This is a genomic window from Rhodoferax sp., from assembly GCF_030646845.1.
In the GTDB taxonomy this organism is placed as follows: Bacteria; Pseudomonadota; Gammaproteobacteria; order Burkholderiales; family Burkholderiaceae_C; genus Rhodoferax.
In genome coordinates, this window is the sequence record NZ_JAUSLE010000072.1 from 1 (window position 1) to 22,231 (window position 22,231).

A 22,231-nucleotide genomic window follows, 5' to 3' on the forward strand; every position below is an offset into this window, starting at 1 on the left:
GCCGGGCATGGCGTAGTTTTCATTGAGCAGCGTGATGTAGTAGTACACGTTGTCCTGCTTCTCCACCATGCGTTTGAGGCCATGGTGCAGGATGACGCCCACTTCGTGTGCAAAGGTCGGATCGTAGCTGATGCAGTTTGGAATCGTGCCCGCCATGATGTGGCTGTGTCCGTCTTCGTGCTGCAGGCCTTCGCCATTGAGCGTGGTGCGACCCGAAGTGCCGCCCAGCAGGAAGCCGCGCGCCTGCATGTCGCCGGCCGCCCAGGCCAGGTCACCCACGCGCTGGAAACCGAACATCGAGTAATACACATAGAACGGCACCATGATGCGGTTGTTGGTGCTGTAGCTGGTGGCGGCCGCAATCCAGCTGCTCATGCCGCCGGCCTCGTTGATGCCCTCTTGCAGGATCTGACCCTTGGTGTCTTCCTTGTAGTACATCACCTGGTCTTTGTCGACCGGGGTGTATTTCTGGCCTTCCGGGTTGTAGATTCCGATCTGGCGGAACAACCCTTCCATGCCGAAGGTACGCGCCTCGTCCACCAGGATCGGCACCACGCGGGGCCCCAGTGCCTGGTCACGCAGCAGCGTGGTCAAAAAGCGCACATAAGCCTGCGTGGTCGAGATCTCGCGGCCTTCGGCGGTCGGGTCGAGCACGGCCTTGAAGGTTTCCAGCGAGGGCACGGTGAATTGTTCGTCCGCTTTGGTGCGGCGGTGCGGCAGATAGCCGCCGAGCGCCTGGCGCCGCTCGTGCAGGTACTTCATCTCGGGCGTGTCGTCAGCCGGCTTGTAGAACGGCAGCTTGGACAGCTCGCTGTCCGGAATCGGAATGTTGAAGCGGTCGCGGAATATCTTGATGTCTTCATCGGTCAGCTTCTTGGTCTGGTGCACGGCGTTCTTGCCCTCGCCACTTTTGCCCATGCCAAAGCCTTTGACAGTCTTGATCAGCAGCACGGTGGGCTGGCCCTCATGCTTGACGGCGGCGTCGTAAGCGGCGTAGACCTTTTTCGGATCATGACCACCCCGGCGCAAGGCCCAGATTTCATCGTCGCTCATGTGCGCGACCATCTCCAGCGTCTTGGGATCACGGCCAAAGAAATGCTTGCGAACATAGGCGCCATCATTGGCCTTGAACGACTGGTAGTCACCGTCCAGCGTGTCCATCATCAGCTTGCGCAAGGCGCCGTCCTTGTCGCGCGCCAGCAGGGGATCCCACTCACTGCCCCACACCAGCTTGATGACGTTCCAGCCCGCACCGCGGAATTCGCCTTCAAGCTCCTGAATGATCTTGCCATTGCCGCGCACCGGCCCATCCAGGCGCTGCAGATTGCAGTTGATGACAAAAATGAGGTTGTCCAGCTTCTCGCGGGCCGCCAGACCGATGGCGCCGAGGGACTCCACCTCGTCCATCTCGCCGTCACCGCAAAACACCCAGACCTTGCGGTTGGCGGTGTCGGCAATGCCACGGGCGTGCAGATACTTCAAAAAGCGCGCCTGATAGATCGCCATCAAGGGGCCCAAGCCCATGGAGACGGTCGGGAATTGCCAGAACTCGGGCATCAGTTTCGGATGCGGGTAACTGGACAGGCCATTGCCACCCACTTCCTGGCGGAAATTGAGCAACTGCTCTTCCGTCAAACGCCCTTCCAGATAGGCCCGGGCATAAACGCCGGGCGACACGTGGCCCTGAATGTAGAGGCAGTCACCGCCATGGGTTTCGCTTTCGGCATGCCAGAAGTGATTGAAGCCCGCACCAAACATATGGGCGAGCGACGCAAACGAGCCGATATGCCCCCCCAGATCGCCGCCATCCACCGGGTGGTGGCGATTGGCTTTGACCACCATCGCCATCGCATTCCAGCGCATGTAGGCGCGTAAGCGCTCCTCGATTTCAATGTTGCCGGGACAACGCGCTTCCTGGTCGGGCTCAATGGTGTTGACATAACCGGTGTTGGCCGAAAACGGCATGTCGATGCTGCTCTGGCGCGCGTGCTCCAGCAACTGCTCGAGCAAGAAATGGGCGCGTTCAGGGCCTTCGCTCTGGATGACGGCGGACAACGCGTCCATCCATTCACGGGTTTCCTGACTGTCCGCATCATGGGCGGCTGAGCCGAATAAATTCTCGGGAAGTGCTGACATGCTTGTCTCCTGGGGCTTTTGGCGTAATTTAGTACGGTCTGCCTATTTTCTCACAACTATTTGAATTTTTCAAATCATGCCACTTGATTTCATTATGTGGAATTAAAAACAAGGGCTAATTCTCCTGCATTCCGACATCGAGTCAATGCGTCACCTACACTCGAGACCATGCCTTTGCCCCGTCCGATTTCACTGCCAAGTCCCATGAACCTGCCCCCGGTAGCCCGGCTGCGGCTCTGGTGGCGGCACCTGGCACCACAACGGCAGGACCGCTTCGCCGTGCTGGCGCCCCTCGCCGCCGTGCTGCTGTTTTTGGCTGCCATCGTGGCAGCATTTGGCTATTTGCGGCTGGAAGAAATTGACCGCGAACAGGAAGCTGTCAAGCGCGATCTGGAATACACCCAGCAGCGTCTTCGTCTGCGCCTGCTGGAGCGACAGGAGCAGCTCATGCGCATCGCGCGCGAGGTAGCCAACCAGGAACTCGATACCGAAGAGTTCGAGAGCCGGGCAGAAGCCATGGTCAACCAGTACCCCGAGTTGCAGGGCCTGACCTGGATCGACGGCCATCAGCGCATCGAGGCCAGTTACGGCACGGCCAGTCTGTCGGCCAGTCAGTTAAGAACTGTGGGCAGCACCCTCAAGCCGGGTGAAACCGAAAGCACCTACAGCCTGGCACGGGAACTGCAGCAACCCATTTACTCACAGAATGTGGCGTCAACAGACGCGCCTGCCATGCTGCAGTTGCACATCCCCTTGAGTGACCGCGCCCGTTTTATGGGTGTTGTGCTGGCCGAGTACTCGGTAGATGGCTTGTATCGCTATGGCGTACCCGCCGAAGTGTCGGCCCGCTATGCGATCTCATTTCATGACGCCATGGGTGGCCTGTTGGCGGGCACCAGCATTCCGGCGCGCAACCCGGCTACCCGCCTGCTGCCCTGGGACAGCCCGGTCAACGCCTACGAAGTGCCCGTGTCCCCTGTCGGCAATGGCCTCGTCATACGGGCCCAGGCTTACCGCACTTCATTGGGTGTGATCGGCAGCGGGCTGTTCTGGCTGGTCACCGCGTTGAGCGTGATGACGGCCTGGATGCTGATCGCCAACTGGCGCCATACCCGGCGTCGCCTGCAGGCCCAGCAAGCGCTGCTATCCGAAACAAGCTTCCGACGGGCCATGGAGAACTCCATGTTGACAGGCATGCGGGCGCTGGATCTGCAGGGCCGCATCACCTACGTCAACGCCGCTTTTTGCCAGATGACAGGATGGAGCGAGTCCGACCTCGTAGGCCGAACCGCGCCCTTCCCCTATTGGCCGGAGGCAGATCGTGATTCACTGGCCTCCCGACTGGAAGAAGAACTGACTGGCAAGACCCTGCCAAGCGGCATTCAGGTCCGCGTCAAACGGCGGGACGGCACCCTGTTCGACGCCCGGCTCTATGTTTCACCGCTGATTGACGCTCGTGGCGTGCAAACCGGCTGGATGACTTCGATGACGGACATTACCGAACCCAACCGGATTCGCGAACAACTGTCGGCATCGCATGAACGTTTCACCACAGTCCTGGAAGCGCTGGACGCCTCCATCTCGGTGGCGCCGCTGGGAAGCGACGAATTGTTGTTCGCCAACAAACTGTACCGCCAATGGTTCGGCACGCAGGCGGGGGGGCATCTGCAACTGGTAGCCCAGGCTGGCGTACCGGTGTCGCTCCCCAGCGATGAGTCGCTGGACGATGTCGACGCATTCGCCGGCCTGCCCACTGATTCGCTGCCCGACACCGAAGCCGAAAGTGCCGAGATCTATCTGGAAGAGTTGGGCAAATGGCTGGAGGTCCGCACCCGTTATCTCAGCTGGGTCGACGGTCGACTGGCGCAGATGGTGATTGCCACCGACATCACGGCACGCCGTCTCGCCGAAGAGCAATCTGCGGCCCAGATCGAGCGCGCCCAGACTGCCAGCCGCCTGATCACCATGGGCGAAATGGCGTCCAGCGTCGCGCATGAGCTGAACCAGCCGCTCACGGCCATCAACAATTACTGCAACGGCATGGTGTCGCGCATCAAGGCGCAACAGATCAGCGAAGAGGACTTGCTGATCGCGCTGGAGAAAACCGCCAGGCAGGCACATCGCGCCGGCCAGATCATTCAGCGTATTCGCTCTTTCGTCAAACGCAGCGAGCCCAATCGGGCACTATCGAAAATCGCGGGCATGGTGGACGAAGCGGTTGAACTGGCGGAAATTGAAATGCGTCGGCGCAATGTGCGGCTCACGCACTACACAGCGCCCCGCATGCCGGAACTGCTGGTGGATCCAATTCTGATTGAGCAGGTGCTGGTCAACCTGCTCAAGAACGCGGCCGAGTCGGTGGATTCTGCACAGCGGCCCACTGCGCAACGCAGTGTCAAATTGCGCGTGGCGCCCAAGCTGGTGGATAGCAAACCAGTGATTGAATTCATGGTCATGGACTCCGGCCGGGGGCTCGCGCCCGAGGTGATGGCACGACTGTATGAAGCTTTCCATTCCACCAAGGCCGACGGGATGGGCATCGGCCTGAGCCTATGTCGCTCCATCGTGGAATCGCACCAGGGCCGGATCAAGGCCGAGAACATCTACAATGGCACTGAGGTGACAGGCTGCTGTTTCTCGTTCTGGATCCCCGTAACGGAATCCCTGCTGCCCAAAACACAGCCCCCGCACAGACAACCAAGGACACCTGGTTAGATCCAGGTCACAGCATGAGTTTGATACCGAAAAAAGGCACGGTTTACGTAGTGGATGACGACGAAGCGGTCCGCGACTCGCTTCAATGGTTGCTGGAGGGCAAGGACTACCGCGTTCGCTGCTTTGAATCCGCCGAGTCATTTTTGAGCCGTTACGACGCCCGCGAAGTGGCCTGTCTGATTGTCGATATCCGCATGGGTGGCATGACCGGTCTTGAGCTGCAAAGCCGCCTGCTGGAGAGCCGCTCGCCACTGCCCATCGTGTTCATCACCGGTCACGGTGACGTGCCCATGGCCGTGGACACCATGAAGAAGGGCGCGATGGACTTCATCCAGAAGCCATTCAAGGAAGACCAGCTGGTGGCGCTGGTGGAACGCATGCTGGACCAGGCCAGAGACGCCTTCGCCGAGCACCAGAGCGCGGCCAGCCGCGGGGCGCTCATGGCCCGGCTGACACTGCGCGAAGCGCAGGTCCTGGAGCGCATTGTGGCGGGGCGCCTGAACAAGCAGATTGCCGACGACCTCGGCATCAGCATCAAGACGGTGGAGGCGCACCGCGCCAACATCATGGAAAAACTCAATGCCAATACGGTGGCTGACCTCCTGAAAATCGCTTTGGGACAAACCGCCAAAGCCTGACGCTATTGAATTTATAGCAATTTACGCCCGCCCGACAAGGATTAGCGGGCGTTTTTACTTATGAAACTAGAACCATGACAACTCAGAACAGCGGCCAGATCATTGATGGCGTCGCCCTCTCCGCCCGCCTGCGCGCGGACGTCGCCACACGCGTGCTGGCACTCAAGGCCCGCGGCGTGACGCCCGGGCTTGCCGTCATTCTGGTGGGTGAGGATCCGGCCAGCGCCGTCTATGTGCGCAACAAAGTCAAGGCCTGCTCGGATACCGGTGTCCGTTCGGTGTTCGAGAAGTACGAAGCCACGTTGTCGGAGCCTGAGCTCCTCGCACGTATCGCCTCGCTCAATTCGGATCCGACGATCCACGGCATTCTGGTGCAGATGCCATTGCCCCGACACATCAACCCGCACAAGGTCATCGAAGCCATTTCGACAACCAAAGACGTGGATGGCTACGCCACCTTGAGCGCTGGCGAATTGATGACGGGGCAACCCGGCTTTCGACCCTGCACGCCGTACGGCTGCATGAAGCTGATTGAAAGCACCGGCATCGATTTGCGTGGCAAACACGCGGTGGTCATTGGGCGCAGCAATACAGTGGGCAAACCCATGGCGCTACTGCTGCTGCAAGCCAATGCCACGGTCACCGTTTGCCACAGCGCCACCACCGATATCGGCCACCACACGCGGCAGGCCGACGTCGTCGTCGCCGCAGTCGGCAAGCGCAATGTCCTGACGGCCGACATGGTCAAGCCAGGCGCCGTCGTCATCGATGTTGGCATGAACCGCAACGATGAAGGGAAACTGTGCGGCGACGTTGATTTTGCAGGCGTGAAAGAGGTGGCAGGCTTCATTGCCCCGGTACCCGGTGGGGTCGGTCCGATGACAATTACGATGTTGCTGGTCAACACACTTGAAGCCGCTGAACGCGCCGCCAGATAAGACCTCATGAACAATCCCCTGCTCTCCTTCGACGATCTGCCCCTGTTTGACCAGATCCTCCCTGAACACGTCGCGCCGGCCATCGATCAGTTGCTGGCACAGGCGAATACGGCGCTGGAAACCGTCACGGCGTCTGACTTCCCGGCGCGCTGGAGCGACATCGCAAGCGTGCTGGATGTGTCAACCGAGAAATTGGGGCGAGCCTGGGGTGCGGTGAGCCATTTGAACAGCGTGGCCGATACACCCGAGCTGCGGGCGGCCTACAACGAAGCCCTGCCCAAAGTCACCGAGTTCTTCACCCGGCTGGGCGCAGACGAGCGTCTGTATGCCAAGTACAAGGCGATTGATGCCGCGACACTCAACCCGGAGCAGCGCCAGGCCCACAAGAACGCCATGCGCAACTTCGTACTCGGTGGCGCAGAACTGGCCGGAGCCGACCGTGAGCGTTTTGCGGCGATTCAGGAACGCCAGGCCGAGCTGGGCCAGAAGTTCAGCGAGAACGCGCTGGATGCTACCGATGCCTTCGCCTACTACGCCGAGGCCTCTGAACTCGACGGCGTGCCGGACGACGTGCAGCAAGCCGCCCTGGCCGCCGCAAAAGCAGAAGGCAAGGCGGGCTACAAGCTCACGCTCAAGATGCCGTGCTACCTGCCCGTCATGCAATTTGCCCGCAGCAGCGCCCTGCGCGAGAAACTCTACCGCGCCTACGTCACCCGGGCCTCCGACCAATCCGACACGGAGACCCGCAAGTTCGACAACTCGGCTCTGATCAGCGAAATGCTGGCCCTGCGGCTGGAAGAAGCCAGATTGCTGGGCTACCGCAACTTCGGCGAACTCTCGGTCGTTCCCAAAATGGCCGAATCACCGCAGCATGTCAACACCTTTTTGCGCGACCTGGCCGCCAAGGCGCGGCCCTACGCCGAGAAGGACCTGGCCGATCTGCGCGAATTTGCAGTACAGCATCTGAACCTGCCGAACCCGCAAGCGTGGGATTGGCCTTATGTCAGTGAAAAGCTCAAGGAAGCGCGCTATGCCTTCAGCGAGCAGGAAGTCAAACAGTACTTCACCGCGCCCAAGGTCCTGGCGGGGCTGTTCAGGATCGTTGAAACGCTCTTTGACGTGGTCATCAAAAAGGACAAGGCGCCGGTGTGGCACCCCAACGTCGAGTTCTACCGCATCGAGCGCGCTGGCAGCCTGGTCGGCCAGTTCTATCTGGACCCGTCCGCGCGCACCGGCAAGCGCGGCGGCGCCTGGATGGACGACGTGCGCGGGCGCTGGTTGCGCCCGGACACCCATCAGCTGCAGACACCGGTGGCCCACCTGGTGTGCAATTTTGCCGACGGTGTGAATGGCAAACCGGTGCTACTGACGCACGACGATGTCACCACCCTGTTTCATGAGTTCGGTCATGGTCTGCACCACCTGCTGTCTCAGGTCAATGAGCGCGACGTGTCCGGCATCAGCGGGGTGGAATGGGATGCGGTGGAGTTGCCCAGCCAGTTCATGGAAAACTTCTGCTGGGAATGGGACGTACTGCGGCAGATGACGGCCAATGTGGATACGGGTGAACCCCTGCCGCGCGCTTTGTTCGACAAAATGCTGGCCGCCAAGAACTTCCAGAGCGGCATGCAGACTCTGCGCCAGATCGAGTTCTCGCTGTTTGACATGCTGCTGCACACCGCCCACGATCCCGCCCTGGACCTGATGCCCCTGCTGGCCCAGGTTCGTGCCGAAGTGGCGGTGCTGCAGCCGCCGGACTGGAGCCGCACAGCGCATACTTTCAGCCACATTTTTGCCGGTGGCTATGCGGCCGGTTATTACAGCTACAAATGGGCCGAGGTATTGAGTGCCGATGCCTACGCCGCCTTTGAGGAAACAGTGGGTAAAGACGGTTTGCCAAATGTCGAAACCGGTAGAAAATACCGCCAAGCCATTCTGGAAGCGGGGGGCAGCCGCCCAGCCATTGAATCGTTCAAGGCCTTTCGGGGGCGTGAGCCCAGTCTTGATGCCTTGTTGCGGCATCAGGGCATGGCAGAACAAAAGTGAAGGGATCTATCTTGGGAATCACCAGCCATCCAACCCGCCGGATAAACCTGGCTGTCTTTGCGGCAATCAGCGCTGTGGCGCTGCTCGCAGCCAACGCTGCTCAAGCGCAGGCGGTCTACCGGATTGTCGGCCCCGACGGACGCGTTACCTTTTCCGACAAACCCCCGGTGGCGGCCGACAAAGCGACCCCCGTGAGTGCGGGTGGCAAGTCTGCCGGCGGCGGCGGTGCGGCGCTGCCGTTCGAACTGCGTCAGGTTGCCAGCAAATACCCGGTGACGCTCTACACCTCCAGCGACTGTGCGCCCTGTGGCGCTGGCCGTGCGCTGCTGAGCAGCCGTGGCGTTCCCTTTGCGGAGAAGACCGTCTCCACGGCTGAAGACACCCAGGCCCTGCAACGCCTGAGCGGCGAGAGTTCGCTCCCCTTCCTGACGATTGGCAGCCAGCAGATCAAGGGCTATTCCGATTCGGAGTGGACGCAGTTTCTGAACGCAGCCGGCTATCCCCGCACGTCCACCTTGCCTGCCAGCTATCGCAACCCGGCCGCAACGCCTCTGGTCACGGTGCAAAAAGCGGCCCCAGTGGTCAAACCTGAAGAAACGCAGACCCAGCGTGCGCCGGCACAGCCAAGCAGCCCGCCGGTGGACACGACATCCAATCCAGCGGGCATCAAGTTCTAGGACACCGGGATCAGAAGGTCAGCGTCTTGACGCCATCGGCCGTGCCCAGCAGACAGACCTGCGCCTTCTGAAAAGCAAATACCCCCACCGTCACGACACCTGGCCACTGGCTCACCTGTGACTCTAAAGCCAGCGGATCGGCAATCTTCAAGCCGGTCACATCCAGGATGATCTGGCCGTTGTCCGTCACCAGCGGCTTACCCCCGTTGAGCCGCACCTGGGCCTGCGCCCCCATCGCCGCGAATTGACGTATCACGCGCTGCGCCGCCATCGGAATGACCTCGACCGGCAAGGGATAGTTGCCCAGCATCTTGACCAGTTTCGACTCATCTGCGATGCAGACAAACTTGCGCGACTGGGCCGCCACAATCTTCTCGCGCGTCAGTGCCGCGCCCCCGCCCTTGATCATGAAGCCCTGGCCATCGATCTCATCGGCCCCGTCGATGTAGACCGACAACTCGGCCACATCGTTGGAATCGAACACCGGAATGCCAAGCGCCTGCAGGCGCTCGGTGCTGGCCACGGAACTGGACACGGCGCCCTTGATCTGGTCCTTCATGGAGGCCAGTGCATCAATGAACTTATTGACTGTGGAGCCTGTGCCCACACCGACAATCTCGCCCGGCACCACGTACTGAAGGGCGGCCTGACCCACCAGGGTTTTGAGTTCGTCTTGTGAGCGGGCTGCGCCGGACTGGGGGTTGGAGTTTGTCATCTGGGAAAATCGGGTGAGTTATAGAAAACGTCATAAAGAAACTTTGCAGGAATTATCCGATGTCTCTCGTCCCCTATGCCCTCGCCCGTCCGTTTTTATTTAGCCTCGATCCAGAGACGGCCCACGAGTTGACGCTGCATGCCCTGGCAGGCATTCAGGGCACCCCCCTGCAGCTGGCCTATTGCGCAGGCCGAATCGATGACCCGATTACGCTGGCAGGCCTGACCTTTCCCAACCGGGTGGGCCTGGCGGCCGGACTGGACAAAAACGCGAAGTGCATTGACGGTCTGGGTGCCATGGGCTTCGGCTTCGTCGAGGTGGGCACCGTCACCCCGCTGGCGCAGCCGGGCAACCCCAAACCGCGCATGTTTCGCCTGCCCAAGGCCCAGGCGCTGATCAACCGGCTGGGGTTCAACAACGAGGGGCTGGAGGCGTTCATTGCCAACGTCAAATGCTCGGCCCTGTACCGGCAACGCCAGAACGCGGCAGCCGGCAATGCGCCGCCGATGCTGCTGGGCCTGAACATTGGCAAAAATGCTGCCACCCCGATGGAGCGCGCCACCGATGACTACCTGGCCTGCCTGGATGGCGTCTACCCCTACGCCGACTACGTCACCATCAACATCTCGAGCCCCAACACCAAGAACCTGCGCGCGCTGCAAAGCGACGAAGCGCTGGACAAGCTGCTCGGCGCCATTGCGCAACGTCGCGAAGCGCTGGCCGCCCAACATGGCAAACGCACACCGATTTTTGTCAAGATCGCGCCAGACCTCGATGAAACACAGGTGGGTGTGATTGCCGCCACATTGAAGCGCCACACCATGGACGGCGTGATCGCCACCAACACCACACTCAGCCGCGACGCCGTCAAGGGACTCGCGCACGCCGAGGAGACCGGCGGCCTGTCAGGCGCTCCCGTGCTGGCCATGAGCAACCGTGTCATCACGCAACTGCGCAGCGCGCTGGGCCAGGGCTTCCCAATCATTGGCGTTGGCGGCATCCTGAGTGCTGACGATGCAGTGAGCAAGATCAGGGCCGGCGCCGATGTGGTGCAGATCTATACCGGCCTGATCTACAAGGGACCGGCGCTGGTAAAACAAGCTGCCACTCTGATCAAAAAGACCTTCTAGCCCTCGTACAGATTGCGCCAGCAGCTATCATTAAAATAGCAACTCAGACCAAGGGATGTGTCGAAAGAAGGGCCGCCACATGGTCGCCAATCGCCAGTGCACTGGTCAGGCCCGGCGACTCAATGCCAAACAGGTTGACCAGGCCCGGCACGCCATGGTCGACGGGGCCCTGGATCAGGAAGTCTCGGGCGGCCTCATCGGGACCACTGATTTTGGGGCGAATGCCGGCGTAGCCCGGAATCAGCGCACCGTCTTGAAGCGCCGGCCAGTACTTGCGCACCTCGGCATAAAACGCATCGCCCCGCGCCGGATCGACCACCAGGTCATCGGGAGAACTGACCCATTGCACGTCGGGGCCGAACTTGGCCTGACCGCCCAGATCGAGCGTGAGATGCACGCCCAGGCCGGCCGCCTGCGGCACCGGATAGATCAGATGGCTGAACGGCGCGCGGCTTGCGAGGGTGAAGTAATTCCCCTTCGCAAACCAGGCACGCGGTACATGGCGGGGGTCCAGCCCCTTGAAGCAGCCAGCCAGCGCCGGGGCCTGCAGGCCAGCGGCGTTCACCACGACCTTTGCCTGCAGGCAGGTGCCATCAGTCACTATCAAATTAATAGCTGACTGCGCATATTCTGCGTGGGCTAGAGCCGAATTCATTACAACCATTCCGCCGGCGTTCTCGGTGTCGCCCTGCAGTGCCAGCATCAGGGCATGGCTGTCGACAATGCCGGTGCTGGGCGAGTGCACCGCCGCTTCGCACGTCAGCTGGGGCTCCATGGCACGGGCTTGCGCGCCGGTCAGCATCACCAGATCGTTGACACCATTGTGGGCCGCCTTGTCCACAATGCCCTGTAACTGCGCCAGCTGCTCATGCGCCGTTGCCACAATCAGTTTGCCGCACCGCCGGTGGCCAATGCCACGCTCCGCACAATAGTCATAAAGCAGCTCCTTGCCATGAACGCACAGGCGTGCCTTTAGCGAGCCGGGGGCGTAGTAGATGCCGGCATGGATCACTTCGCTATTGCGCGAGCTTGTGCCCGTGCCAATGGCAGATGCCGCCTCCAGCACCATGACCTCGCGCCCGGCCAGCGCCAGCGCGCGTGCCACCGCCAAGCCCACCACACCGGCGCCGATGACGACGCATTCCACTTGATCCATGTGATTCAGTCCTGTTGCAAAAACTCAGACCGCGCGAGGGTCGGTCTGAAGCAGAAGCGCCACCAGCGATTGCAGACTCTTCTGCAACGCCGCAAATCCCTCGGTGATTTCCAGCGTCTCTTCATTCATGTAGAGCTTGCGGTTGATCTCCACCTGGATGCTGTGGCGGTGGCGCGCCGGGTCGCTGTGGCGGCGTACCAGCTCCACGCCTTTGTACGGGTGGTTATAGGAAACGCTGTAGCCCAGGTCTGTCAGATGCTCACAAATTTGGAGCGACAGATGACGGGAGGCCGTGGACTCATCGCGGTTCCCGATCACGAAGTCGGCATGCGCTTCACCCGGAAATTCCGTGGCATGGCTGGACGCCACAGCCGGCATCGAATGGCAATTGAGGTGAATGCTGTAGCCATGGCGCGCATGGGCCGCCTCAATCGCGGCCGCCACTGCCGCATGGTAGGGACGCCAGCAGCGATCGATGCGTTCGCGCACCTCGGCCACCGACAGCTGGCGCTCATAAATGGGAATGCCATCATCCGTCATGCGCCAGATGAGCCCCTTGCCCAGGCGCACCTTGGACAAAACCTGCGGGTCCGTCTCAACCGGATCGGGCCAGAAGGCTTCACCAAACAAGGTGGTATCGATCTCGGTGATGTTGCGGTTGGCGTCCAGGTAGCTGCGCGGGAAATGCGCCTCGATCCAGGCCACGCCAAGGTCCGGAGCAAAGTCATAGAGTTTCTCGACGTGGGTATCTTCCGCCCGGCGCAGCCTGGGCAGATCACAGGCAAAACCGAAGTCAGCCGGATAACGGGTGCCACTGTGAGGTGAATCGAGCACCAGCGGGCTTGTGCCCGGCGAAGAGCTAACCAATGAAGTCATGTGAAGGTCACCTCCAAAAAGTCCGAACCACGTACTTCAGGCGCCAGGCAGCATGGCAAGGCGAGTCACCTCGCCGCTGCGCGAAGCATCCGCCAGCCTGAACGTGGAAACCAGCTGCGCCAATCGCTGTGCCTGCTCGCGCAGGCTTTCAGCGGCGGCAGCTGACTGCTCAACCAGGGCCGCATTTTGCTGCGTCATCTGGTCGAGCTCCGTCACCGACCTATTCACCTGTGAGATGCCATCACTCTGCTCGGACGACGCAGAGGATATCTCCCCAATGATGTCGGACACGCGTTTGACCGAGCTCACGATTTCAGTCATGGTCTTGCCGGCATCGGCCACCAGCCGGGAACCGGAATCCACCTTGTCCACTGAGACGCCGATCAGGTTCTTGATTTCCTTGGCCGCATCCGCAGAGCGCCCCGCCAGACTGCGCACTTCGCTGGCCACCACGGCAAAACCCCGTCCCTGCTCCCCGGCACGGGCGGCCTCCACGGCGGCATTCAACGCCAGGATATTGGTCTGGAACGCAATGCCGTCGATGACGCCGATGATGTCGGATATTTTCCGCGCGCTGGTGTTGATCTCGTCCATGGTGGCGACCACCTGTGCCACCACCGTCCCACCCCGAAGTGCCACTTCTGTTGCCGATGCCACGAACTGGTTGGCCTGGCGCGCGGCGTCGGCGGATTGTTTGACGGTGCCCGTCAGTTGATCGGTGAAAGACGCCGCCCGCTGCAGGTTGGTCGCAGTCTGCTCGGTACGGTCGGCCAGATCCTGATTGCCGGTCGCAATTTCAGCGCTGGCAAGACGAATGGATTCGGAAGAATCGAGTACTGTCGAGATGGACTGATTGAGCTGCGTTGTCATGCTACCCAGCGCGCGCATCAAATCGCCCACTTCGTCCTGGCGCTGGCTGACCGCGTCGACGTTCAGGTTCCCGCCGGCGACCTCATTGGCGACCTCGGCAGCACGCGCCAGCTCAGCCACTATTCGGCGCTGCATCATCCACGACAACCAGACGGCGACACCAGCGGCAACAAGGCCCACCACGCCCAAGATCCAACTGATGGCACGCGAACGCTGCTGGGAGGCCTCGATCGACTTGTCGGAATCTGCCTGCACGCGCCCCACAATCAAACCCATGGTCTTGGTCGCCGCAGCGAACGTGACATCGACGGCCTGCATGGCGTTGATGCCAGTCACCGGATCACCCGCGGCTATCTCTATGGAAGAGTCGGCCTGCCCCGCATACTTGTCTATTTGCTTGTTCAAGTCTGCCACGGCGGTGCGCAGCTCGCCATCGGCGCCCGCAGGGACCATCGCGCCGACCGCCCGTTTGATCCCATCCAGCTGCTTGGCCACATCACTGCGAACGGCCTTCACTTTGAGTTCATCCAGCGAATAGATGATGGCAACCGTGCGATACACGCTGGTATGCACCTGGGCCAGCTGCTGCTGTGCAGAACCGACCGTCTTGAAGTCTTCGAGAGCAGCTTTTGAAACTGCCTGGCCCTTGCCCGCTTCCAGGTTCATCAAAACGGTATTGATCTGGCCCGACACCAGGACAACCAGCGCAGTCAACAACGGCGCGGCCAGCAATTTCATTCCCAACTTCATGTCTTCTCCAGAAGGACGATCCCCTTGATGGCAGACCGCCCGTTGTTTGGGCAGATGATAGCCACCTGCACGTGCGTTGGAGTTTAGTGTCGACCTGTGTTGCGGTGAATCAAATAGGGGACACCGGCAGCCGCCGTTTTGCGACCATAGCGCCATCCCGATGTACCATTCCCACCGCAACGCGAACCAGACCATTCGAAGGAAGCCGGCATGACAGACCTTGCAATTGAAAACATCCGGATAGATCCGGAAATTGGCGACGGCATTTTGTTCACGGTGGATATCGACACCGTGGCGCATCGCTTCTTTGTCAGTCGGGAGACGCTGGGCGAGGTGGAGCGCACCCTGCTCACCGACAACCACGACATGATTGCCTCATTTGAGCGCCAGATCGCCAAAGTCAGGCGGGCCATCTCCAACACGTTGAAGTTCGGGACAAGCCACAACATCACCTTCCTGAAAACAGCATTTTTCAGCTGAGTCGAGGTCACCAATGAATGCAGCGACTGAAATCTCAAACGTCGATACCCGCGCCATCCAGGCCATGGATTCCGCGAGCTATATGCACCCCTTTACGGACACGAAGGAACTGGCCGCCAAGGGCGCACGCGTGATTGTGAGAGGCGATGGCATTTATGTCTGGGATTCGGAAGGCAAGAAGATTCTTGACGGCATGTCGGGTCTGTGGTGCGTGAATGTCGGCTATGGCCGCAAGTCGCTGGCCGACGCGGCATACAAGCAGATGAATGTGCTGCCCTACTACAACAGCTTCTTCAATACCACCAACGTTCCCGCGGTAGAGCTGGCCAAGGCCATTGTCGGGATTGCCCCCGACGGCTTCCACCATGTCTTCTTCACGGGGTCTGGCTCCGAGGGCAATGACACCATATTCCGGATGGTGCGCCGCTTCTGGGATTTACAGGGGCAGCCGCAGAAAAAGACCTTCATCGCACGCAACAATGCCTATCACGGCTCAACTGTCTGCGGCGCGTCGCTGGGTGGCATGAAGGAGATGCATGCGCAGGGCGATTTGCCAATCCCGGGCATTGCGCATATTGAGCAGCCTTACTATTTCGAGCATGGCAAGGGCATGAGCGAAGACGAGTTCGGCCTGAAGGCAGCTCGCTGGCTTGAAGACAAGATTCTGGCCATCGGCGCCGACAAGGTGGCGGCATTCATCGGTGAGCCGGTTCAAGGTGCTGGCGGCGTCATCATTCCACCCAGCACCTACTGGCCGGAAATTCAACGCATCTGCAGGAAATACGACGTCCTGCTGGTTTCGGATGAGGTCATTTGCGGTTTCGGCCGCACCGGCCAATGGTTCGGCTGTCAGACGTTCGGCTACCAGCCAGACTTCATCACCTTCGCCAAGGGAGTGTCCTCTGGCTATATTCCCCTCGGTGGTGTTCTCGTCGGCGATCGCGTGGCGAAAGTCCTGATCGAAAAAGGCGGCGACTTCAACCACGGGTTCACTTATTCCGGGCACCCGGTGGCCTGTGCCGTCGCCCTGGAAAACATCGGCATCCTGAAGCGGGAGAACCTGGTGCCGCGGATTCACGACGACATCGGCCCCTACCTCAAAGCGAAATTCGAGGCCCTGGTTGATCACCCGCTGGTCGGCATAGCCAACGCGATCGGGCTGATGGCGGGGCTGCTACTGGTCAGGAACAAGGCGACGATGGAGCGGTTCGATGCTGACCAGCCGGTAGGTGTCGTCTGTCGCGGCCACATGTTCAACAACGGCGTGATCATGCGCCACGTGGGCGATCGCATGATCATCGCCCCGCCCTTTGTCATAACCCGCGAACAGATTGACGAAATGATGGCCCTGATTCGCCTTTGCCTGGATGCCACCCTGGAAGACGTCAAGGCTCGTGGCTGGCTGTGACCCGCTGTTTCGATGCTTTTCCCGTAACACCAACAAAAAAGGACTTACGAAAAATCGTAAGTCCTTTTTGATGACCAATAAATTGGTGGGCAGTGCAAGTTTCGAACTTGCGACCCCTGCAGTGTGAATGCAGTGCTCTACCCCTGAGCTAACCGCCCTGAATTCGGTTCAGGAAAGCCTTGGATTATGCCAGATTTTTACGCCGCTGCGCGCCACAACGTCTTATTCCCGCTGGCTTTGTCAATCTGCTTGAGAACATCGTCATGGGCGGCGATCTCCTGATCATTGGCGGCCAGGACGGGTAACTCGATGGCTCGCAGGTCGATCTGCGCAATGCTGGGGCCCGTGCTGTCAGTGGACCCCAGATCGATCAGCAAGGCGTCTTGCCCACGGGTCAGGTTGATGTACACATCGGCCAGCAGTTCGGCATCCAGCAGCGCGCCGTGCAAGGTGCGCCCCGAATTGTCAACGCCAAGCCGGTCGCACAGCGCATTCAGTGAATTGCGCTTGCCGGGGAACATTTCCTTGGCCATGACCAGGGTGTCGGTCACGCTGGCCACGAACTCCCTGAACAGGGGGCGGCCGATCAACTCCAGTTCCTTGTTCAGAAACCCGACGTCAAAGGCCGCATTGTGGATGATGACATCGGCACCCTGCAGGTACTCCAGCAGATCGTCTGCTACCGCTTCGAACTTGGGCTTGTCCTTCAAGAACTCGCTGGTGATGCCGTGCACCTTCAGTGCCTCTTCGTGGCTATCGCGCCCGGGGTTCAGGTAGAAATGCCTGTTGTTGCCGGTCAGCTTGCGGTTGAACAGCTCGACACAACCGATTTCAATGACGCGGTCGCCGTTGTCGGCCGACAGGCCAGTTGTTTCGGTATCCAGAAAAATTTGACGCATAAAGACCTTGACGGAAATATCGGTGTGCGGGGCTGGCGACTGTCAGTGGCCTTCCTTGACCTGGTTGATGGAGTATTTGGGAATCTCCACCACTACATCCTGTTGTGCGAGAACGGCCTGGCAGCTCAAGCGCGACAGCGGCTCCAGACCCCAGGCCCGGTCGAGCAGGTCTTCTTCATTTTCATCGGGTGCATTGAGCGACGAATACCCTTCGCGCACGATGACGTGGCATGTGGTGCACGCACAAACCATGTCACACGCGTGTTCGATCTTGATGTTGTTGTCCAGCAGGGCCTCGCAAATCGAGGTGCCGGCGGGCGCTGAAACCTGGGCACCCCGTGGACAGTACTCGGGATGCGGCAGTATTTTGATGATGGGCATGTGTTTTTCCAGTAGGTCTGATTCAGACCGTCTCAATGTTTTTGCCAGCCAGTGCTTTTTGAATGCCCCGGTTCATCCGCATCGCCGCGAATGCCTCGGTGCCCTTGGCAAGCGCCTGCGTGGCGGCCTCAATCAGGGCCGCATCCTCCAGCGGCCGTGCAGCCTTGACTGCTGCCACCAAGGCATCAATTTCGACGCGCTCTGCGTCAGACAGCAGGTCACCGTCCGCGGCCAGTGCGCTTTGCGTCGCCAGCAGCATGCGGTCGCCGTCGACCCGGGCCTCGACCAGCGCCCGCGCCTTCATATCGGCCTCGGCGGTGGTGAAGCTGTCCTGCAGCATCCTGGCAATCTGATCGTCGCCCAGACCGTAAGAGGGTTTCACGTCGATCCGGGCTTCGACACCACTGATCTGCTCCTTGGCACTGACATTCAACAGGCCATCGGCGTCCACCGTGAAGGTGACGCGAATGCGCGCCGCACCGGCTGCCATGGGTGGAATGCCGCGCAACTCGAACCGCGCCAGACTGCGGCAGTCCGCCACCAGATCGCGCTCGCCCTGCACCACATGCAGCGCCAGCGCGGTCTGACCATCCTTGTAGGTGGTGAAATCCTGCGCCTTGGCCGTCGGGATCGTTTCGTTGCGTGGCACGATGCGCTCCACCAGCCCACCCATGGTCTCGATGCCGAGCGACAAGGGGATCACGTCCAGCAGCAACAGATCGCCTGCCGTGTTGTTGCCGGCCAACTGGTTGGCCTGAATGGCAGCGCCCAGGGCCACGACTTCATCGGGGTTGAGGTTGGTCAGCGGCTCACGGCCGAACAGCGTGGCAACGGCTTTTTGTATTTGCGGCATGCGGGTAGAGCCGCCCACCATGACGACGCCCTTTACCTCATCCACTGCCAACTTTGCATCACGCAAGGCCTTGCGCACCGCGGCAATGGTTCGGGCGGTCAGGCCGCCAGTCAGGGACTCAAACTGTTCCGACGTGACGTCAAATGTAACCTCAGCCCCCGCCAGTATTGCGCTGAACGCTACTGATTTAATAGCGGACAAAGCCTCCTTGCAGGCACGTGCTGCCACCTTGAGCGCCGCCTTGTCCGAGGCTGTGAGGGCCTGCACCTGGCACTGCGCCAATACCCACTCGACCAGGGCATGGTCGTAGTCATCGCCACCCAGCGCGGAGTCGCCCCCCGTGGCGACCACTTCGAAAACACCTTTTGTGAGCCGCAGAATAGAGATGTCAAAGGTGCCGCCGCCGAGGTCGAAGATGGCGTAAACCCCTTCGCTGGCATTGTCCAGTCCATACGCAATGGCCGCCGCAGTGGGTTCGTTGATGAGCCTCAACACATTCAGTCCCGCCAGTTGCGCGGCGTCTTTGGTGGCCTGGCGCTGGGCGTCGTCAAAATAAGCCGGCACCGTGATCACGGCACCATAAAGGTCATCGCCAAACGTGTCTTCGGCGCGGTAGCGCAAGGTGGCCAGAATATCGGCACTCACCTCGACCGGTGATTTTTCGCCCTGCACGGTCTGCAGCCCGAGCATGCCCGGGTGATCGACAAAACGGTAGGGCAACTTGTCATGGCCGGCCACATCCGAGAGGCTGCGCCCCATGAAGCGCTTGACCGAGGCGATGGTATTTTCAGGATCCAGCGCCAACGACTCCTGGGCGTCATAGCCAATTTGACGGCCGCCACCCTCTAGGTAGCGGACAACAGACGGCAAAATGACCCGCCCCTGTGCGTCAGGCAGGCATTCGGCCACACCATGGCGCACGGCGGCCACCAGCGAATGGGTCGTGCCCAGATCAATGCCGACCGCCACGCGCCGCTGGTGCGGATTGGGAGACTGACCGGGTTCGGAAATTTGTAGAAGCGCCATGATTGTTTTTTCGGGATCGAGGCGCTATTGTCCCCGGTCTGCAGTGTCCATTTGGTCGAGGCGGGCTTCAACATCGCTGGCGAAGCGCTCGATGAACATCAGCGCCCTCACCTGTTGCACCGCGCCACTGTAGTCCCGCTGTTCGTCCAGCAATTGGCCGCATTTCGTCAAGGCATCGCGCCGGGCCGCAATGACTTGCGCACCCAACTCGTCCAGGTCGGCTGCGTTGCTTGCCTCATCAAGGGCCTCACGCCAGGCCATTTGCTGCATCAGGAACTCAACCGGCATCCCCGTGTTGTTCTCGGCATTCACCGGAGCCGCGTTCAGCTCACACAGGTAAGCAGCGCGCTTCAGAGGATCCTTGAGCCGCTGGTAGGCTTCATTGATGCGCACAGACCACTGCATGGACAAGCGCTGCGCTGCAGCACCCTGCGCGGCAAACTTGTCCGGGTGGGCCTCGCGCTGCAGATCTTTCCAGCGCGCGTCAATCGCCGCACGGTCTTGCGCAAATTGAGGTTCGAGACCAAACAGCTCGAAATCGCTGGACTGGAGATTCACACCCGAAACGACTCGCCGCAGCCGCAGCGATCACGCTCTTTGGGGTTGTTGAACTTGAAGCCTTCGTTCAGGCCTTCCCGGACAAAATCAAGCTCAGTGCCATCGAGGTAGGCAAAACTCTTCGGCTCGATCAATACCTTGACGCCATGGCCCTCAAACACCATGTCTTCAGGTTCGATTTCATCCACATATTCAAGTTTGTAGGCGAGGCCCGAACAGCCAGTGGTCTTCACACCCAGTCGCACACCTACACCCTTGCCGCGTTTGGCAAGGTAGCGGGTCACGTGCCGGGCAGCAGCTTCAGTCAGCGTAACGGCCATGTCAGTGCGTCTGTGGTGCGTTGTGCTTTTGTCGGTAGTCGTTCACCGCTGCCTTGATGGCATCTTCTGCCAGGATCGAGCAATGAATCTTGACGGGCGGCAAGGCCAGCTCTTCGGCGATCTCGCTGTTTTTCAGCGCCGCCGCCTGGTCCAGCGTCTTGCCTTTGACCCATTCCGTCACCAGGGACGACGAGGCAATGGCTGAGCCACAGCCATAGGTCTTGAAGCGCGCATCTTCAATCACGCCGGTCTCCGGGTTGACCTTGATCTGCAGCTTCATGACGTCGCCGCAGGCAGGCGCGCCCACCATACCGGTGCCTACCGAATCATCACCCTTGTCAAAGGAACCGACGTTGCGGGGGTTTTCATAGTGGTCAACGACCTTTTCGGAATATGCCATTTTGTTTCTCCTGTTTGTCAGTGAGCAGCCCACTGGATGGTGCTGATATCGATGCCTTCTTTGTACATGTCCCACAGCGGGCTCAGGTCACGCAGCTTGGCGACGTTGAGCTTGATGGTGTCAATCGCGTAATCGATTTCCGCTTCAGTGGTGTAACGGCCAATCGTCATGCGCAGGCTGCTGTGCGCCAGCTCATCGCTGCGACCCAAAGCGCGCAGCACATAGCTGGGCTCCAGGCTGGCCGATGTACAGGCCGAGCCGCTGGAGACCGCCAGCCCCTTGATGCCCATGATCAGTGACTCGCCCTCCACATAGTTGAAGCTCATGTTCAGGTTATGCGGCACGCGTTTTTCCAGGTGACCGTTGATGAACACCTGCTCGACGTCCTTGAGGCCGGCCAGCATGCGGTCGTGCAGCGCACGAATACGCACGTTTTCACCCGCCATCTCTTCCTTGGCAATGCGGTAGGCCTCGCCCATGCCCACGATCTGGTGCGTTGGCAAGGTGCCGGAGCGCATACCCCGTTCATGCCCGCCACCGTGCATCTGCGCCTCAATGCGCACACGTGGTTTGCGACGGACAAACAAGGCGCCGACCCCCTTGGGACCGTACGTCTTGTGGGACGTCAGACTCATCAGGTCGACCGGCAACTGGCTCAGGTCGATGTCAACCCGTCCTGTGGCTTGCGCCGCGTCAACGTGGAAAATGACGCCCTTTTCTCGACAGATGGTGCCGATTGCGGCAATGTCCTGAATCACGCCGATTTCATTGTTGACGAACATGACGCTGGCCAGAATGGTGTCGGGGCGAATGGCGACCTTGAAGGCCTCCAGATCGAGCAGTCCATCCGGCTGCACGTCCAGATAGGTCACCTCAAAGCCCTGGCGTTCCAACTCACGACAGGTGTCCAGCACCGCTTTGTGTTCGGTCTTGACCGTGATGATGTGGCGGCCCTTGGTTTTATAGAAACCGGCCGCGCCCTTCAACGCCAGGTTGATGGATTCGGTGGCCCCGGAAGTCCAGACAATTTCGCGTGGGTCGGCGCCAACCAGTGCGGCTACCTGCTCGCGGGCCTTTTCAACCGCAGCTTCGGCCTCCCAGCCCCAAGCGTGACTGCGCGAAGCGGGGTTGCCAAAGTGCTGACGCAACCAGGGGATCATGGCATCCACCACCCGCTCGTCGCAGGGTGTGGTGGCGCTGTAGTCCATGTAAATCGGGAAGTGAGGTGTGGAATCCATGGCTGGCTCGCTGCTGGCTAA

Annotated in this window: 20 protein-coding genes and 1 tRNA gene; 8 read left to right on the forward strand and 13 right to left on the reverse strand. The window is 60.4% G+C overall.

Annotated elements, in window-relative coordinates:
- Positions 1 to 2,136, reverse strand: a 2,136-nt coding sequence (aceE, locus tag Q7T10_RS18005; RefSeq protein WP_304750883.1) for a pyruvate dehydrogenase (acetyl-transferring), homodimeric type, incomplete at its 3' end; no start/stop codon positions are given.
- A 168-nt stretch (positions 2,137 to 2,304) separates the two neighbouring features.
- Between aceE and Q7T10_RS18010 the strand changes: the two genes are divergently transcribed.
- The 5 genes from Q7T10_RS18010 to Q7T10_RS18030 all read left to right on the forward strand — a co-directional run bounded on the left by Q7T10_RS18010 (position 2,305) and on the right by Q7T10_RS18030 (position 9,150).
- Positions 2,305 to 4,851: a PAS domain S-box protein gene (locus Q7T10_RS18010; RefSeq protein WP_370653793.1), complete on the forward strand. Its 2,547-nt coding sequence runs from the start codon at positions 2,305 to 2,307 to the stop codon at positions 4,849 to 4,851.
- Positions 4,852 to 4,865: 14 nt separating this feature from the next.
- Positions 4,866 to 5,489 (forward strand): response regulator transcription factor, encoded by a 624-nt coding sequence (locus tag Q7T10_RS18015; protein WP_304750887.1) that lies wholly within the window; start codon positions 4,866 to 4,868, stop codon positions 5,487 to 5,489.
- A 74-nt stretch (positions 5,490 to 5,563) separates the two neighbouring features.
- Entirely contained in the window at positions 5,564 to 6,427 is an 864-nt protein-coding gene (gene folD / locus Q7T10_RS18020; RefSeq protein WP_304750889.1) for a bifunctional methylenetetrahydrofolate dehydrogenase/methenyltetrahydrofolate cyclohydrolase FolD, read from the forward strand.
- Positions 6,428 to 6,433: 6 nt separating this feature from the next.
- Positions 6,434 to 8,473 (forward strand): M3 family metallopeptidase, encoded by a 2,040-nt coding sequence (locus tag Q7T10_RS18025; protein ID WP_304750891.1) that lies wholly within the window; start codon positions 6,434 to 6,436, stop codon positions 8,471 to 8,473.
- 11 nt (positions 8,474 to 8,484) lie between these two features.
- The gene (locus Q7T10_RS18030; protein ID WP_370653794.1) at positions 8,485 to 9,150 is read left to right on the forward strand and encodes a glutaredoxin family protein; all 666 of its coding nucleotides are present in this window, start codon (positions 8,485 to 8,487) and stop codon (positions 9,148 to 9,150) included.
- A gap of 10 nt (positions 9,151 to 9,160) precedes the next feature.
- On the opposite strand, the gene rpiA is transcribed toward Q7T10_RS18030, so the two are convergent.
- Positions 9,161 to 9,865 carry a ribose-5-phosphate isomerase RpiA gene (gene rpiA / locus Q7T10_RS18035; RefSeq protein WP_304750893.1) on the reverse strand — a complete coding sequence of 235 codons (705 nt, stop codon included), beginning with the start codon at positions 9,863 to 9,865 and terminating at the stop codon, positions 9,161 to 9,163.
- A 59-nt stretch (positions 9,866 to 9,924) separates the two neighbouring features.
- Here rpiA and Q7T10_RS18040 point away from each other — a divergent pair, with 59 nt between their 5' ends.
- The gene (locus Q7T10_RS18040; RefSeq protein WP_304750895.1) at positions 9,925 to 10,995 is read left to right on the forward strand and encodes a quinone-dependent dihydroorotate dehydrogenase; all 1,071 of its coding nucleotides are present in this window, start codon (positions 9,925 to 9,927) and stop codon (positions 10,993 to 10,995) included.
- A gap of 43 nt (positions 10,996 to 11,038) precedes the next feature.
- On the opposite strand, the gene Q7T10_RS18045 is transcribed toward Q7T10_RS18040, so the two are convergent.
- From Q7T10_RS18045 to Q7T10_RS18055, 3 genes are read right to left on the reverse strand one after another with little or no spacing between them, the layout of a single operon-like run.
- Positions 11,039 to 12,151: an NAD(P)/FAD-dependent oxidoreductase gene (locus Q7T10_RS18045; protein ID WP_304750897.1), complete on the reverse strand. Its 1,113-nt coding sequence runs from the start codon at positions 12,149 to 12,151 to the stop codon at positions 11,039 to 11,041.
- A 24-nt stretch (positions 12,152 to 12,175) separates the two neighbouring features.
- Positions 12,176 to 13,027 (reverse strand): N-formylglutamate amidohydrolase, encoded by an 852-nt coding sequence (locus tag Q7T10_RS18050; protein WP_304750899.1) that lies wholly within the window; start codon positions 13,025 to 13,027, stop codon positions 12,176 to 12,178.
- A 36-nt stretch (positions 13,028 to 13,063) separates the two neighbouring features.
- Entirely contained in the window at positions 13,064 to 14,647 is a 1,584-nt protein-coding gene (locus tag Q7T10_RS18055; protein WP_304750901.1) for a methyl-accepting chemotaxis protein, read from the reverse strand.
- Positions 14,648 to 14,857: 210 nt separating this feature from the next.
- Between Q7T10_RS18055 and Q7T10_RS18060 the strand changes: the two genes are divergently transcribed.
- Together Q7T10_RS18060 and Q7T10_RS18065 are read left to right on the forward strand one after the other, a co-directional pair.
- Positions 14,858 to 15,127 carry a hypothetical protein gene (locus Q7T10_RS18060; protein ID WP_304750902.1) on the forward strand — a complete coding sequence of 90 codons (270 nt, stop codon included), beginning with the start codon at positions 14,858 to 14,860 and terminating at the stop codon, positions 15,125 to 15,127.
- 13 nt (positions 15,128 to 15,140) lie between these two features.
- Entirely contained in the window at positions 15,141 to 16,535 is a 1,395-nt protein-coding gene (locus tag Q7T10_RS18065) for an aspartate aminotransferase family protein (RefSeq protein WP_304750904.1), read from the forward strand.
- A gap of 83 nt (positions 16,536 to 16,618) precedes the next feature.
- Here Q7T10_RS18065 and Q7T10_RS18070 read toward each other — a convergent pair.
- From Q7T10_RS18070 to Q7T10_RS18105, 8 genes are all read right to left on the reverse strand, one after another.
- A tRNA-Val gene (locus tag Q7T10_RS18070) sits at positions 16,619 to 16,693 on the reverse strand.
- A 39-nt stretch (positions 16,694 to 16,732) separates the two neighbouring features.
- Positions 16,733 to 17,434 carry a DNA polymerase III subunit epsilon gene (gene dnaQ / locus Q7T10_RS18075; RefSeq protein WP_304750906.1) on the reverse strand — a complete coding sequence of 234 codons (702 nt, stop codon included), beginning with the start codon at positions 17,432 to 17,434 and terminating at the stop codon, positions 16,733 to 16,735.
- 42 nt (positions 17,435 to 17,476) lie between these two features.
- Positions 17,477 to 17,815 (reverse strand): ISC system 2Fe-2S type ferredoxin, encoded by a 339-nt coding sequence (gene fdx, locus Q7T10_RS18080; protein ID WP_304750908.1) that lies wholly within the window; start codon positions 17,813 to 17,815, stop codon positions 17,477 to 17,479.
- Positions 17,816 to 17,837: 22 nt separating this feature from the next.
- Positions 17,838 to 19,694, reverse strand: a complete 1,857-nt coding sequence (gene hscA, locus Q7T10_RS18085) for a Fe-S protein assembly chaperone HscA (RefSeq protein ID WP_304750910.1) — start codon at positions 19,692 to 19,694, stop codon at positions 17,838 to 17,840.
- Positions 19,695 to 19,718: 24 nt separating this feature from the next.
- Positions 19,719 to 20,252 carry a Fe-S protein assembly co-chaperone HscB gene (gene hscB, locus Q7T10_RS18090; RefSeq protein WP_304750912.1) on the reverse strand — a complete coding sequence of 178 codons (534 nt, stop codon included), beginning with the start codon at positions 20,250 to 20,252 and terminating at the stop codon, positions 19,719 to 19,721.
- Positions 20,249 to 20,572, reverse strand: coding sequence for an iron-sulfur cluster assembly protein IscA (iscA, locus tag Q7T10_RS18095; RefSeq protein ID WP_304750914.1), 324 nt, complete (start codon positions 20,570 to 20,572; stop codon positions 20,249 to 20,251). The genes hscB and iscA overlap by 4 nt, the downstream gene beginning before the upstream one ends.
- A 1-nt stretch (position 20,573) precedes the next feature.
- Complete coding sequence (gene iscU / locus Q7T10_RS18100; RefSeq protein WP_304750916.1) at positions 20,574 to 20,972, reverse strand: Fe-S cluster assembly scaffold IscU; 399 nt, start codon at positions 20,970 to 20,972, stop codon at positions 20,574 to 20,576.
- Positions 20,973 to 20,989: 17 nt separating this feature from the next.
- Entirely contained in the window at positions 20,990 to 22,210 is a 1,221-nt protein-coding gene (locus Q7T10_RS18105) for an IscS subfamily cysteine desulfurase (RefSeq protein WP_304750918.1), read from the reverse strand.
- Positions 22,211 to 22,231 lie beyond the last annotated feature (21 nt).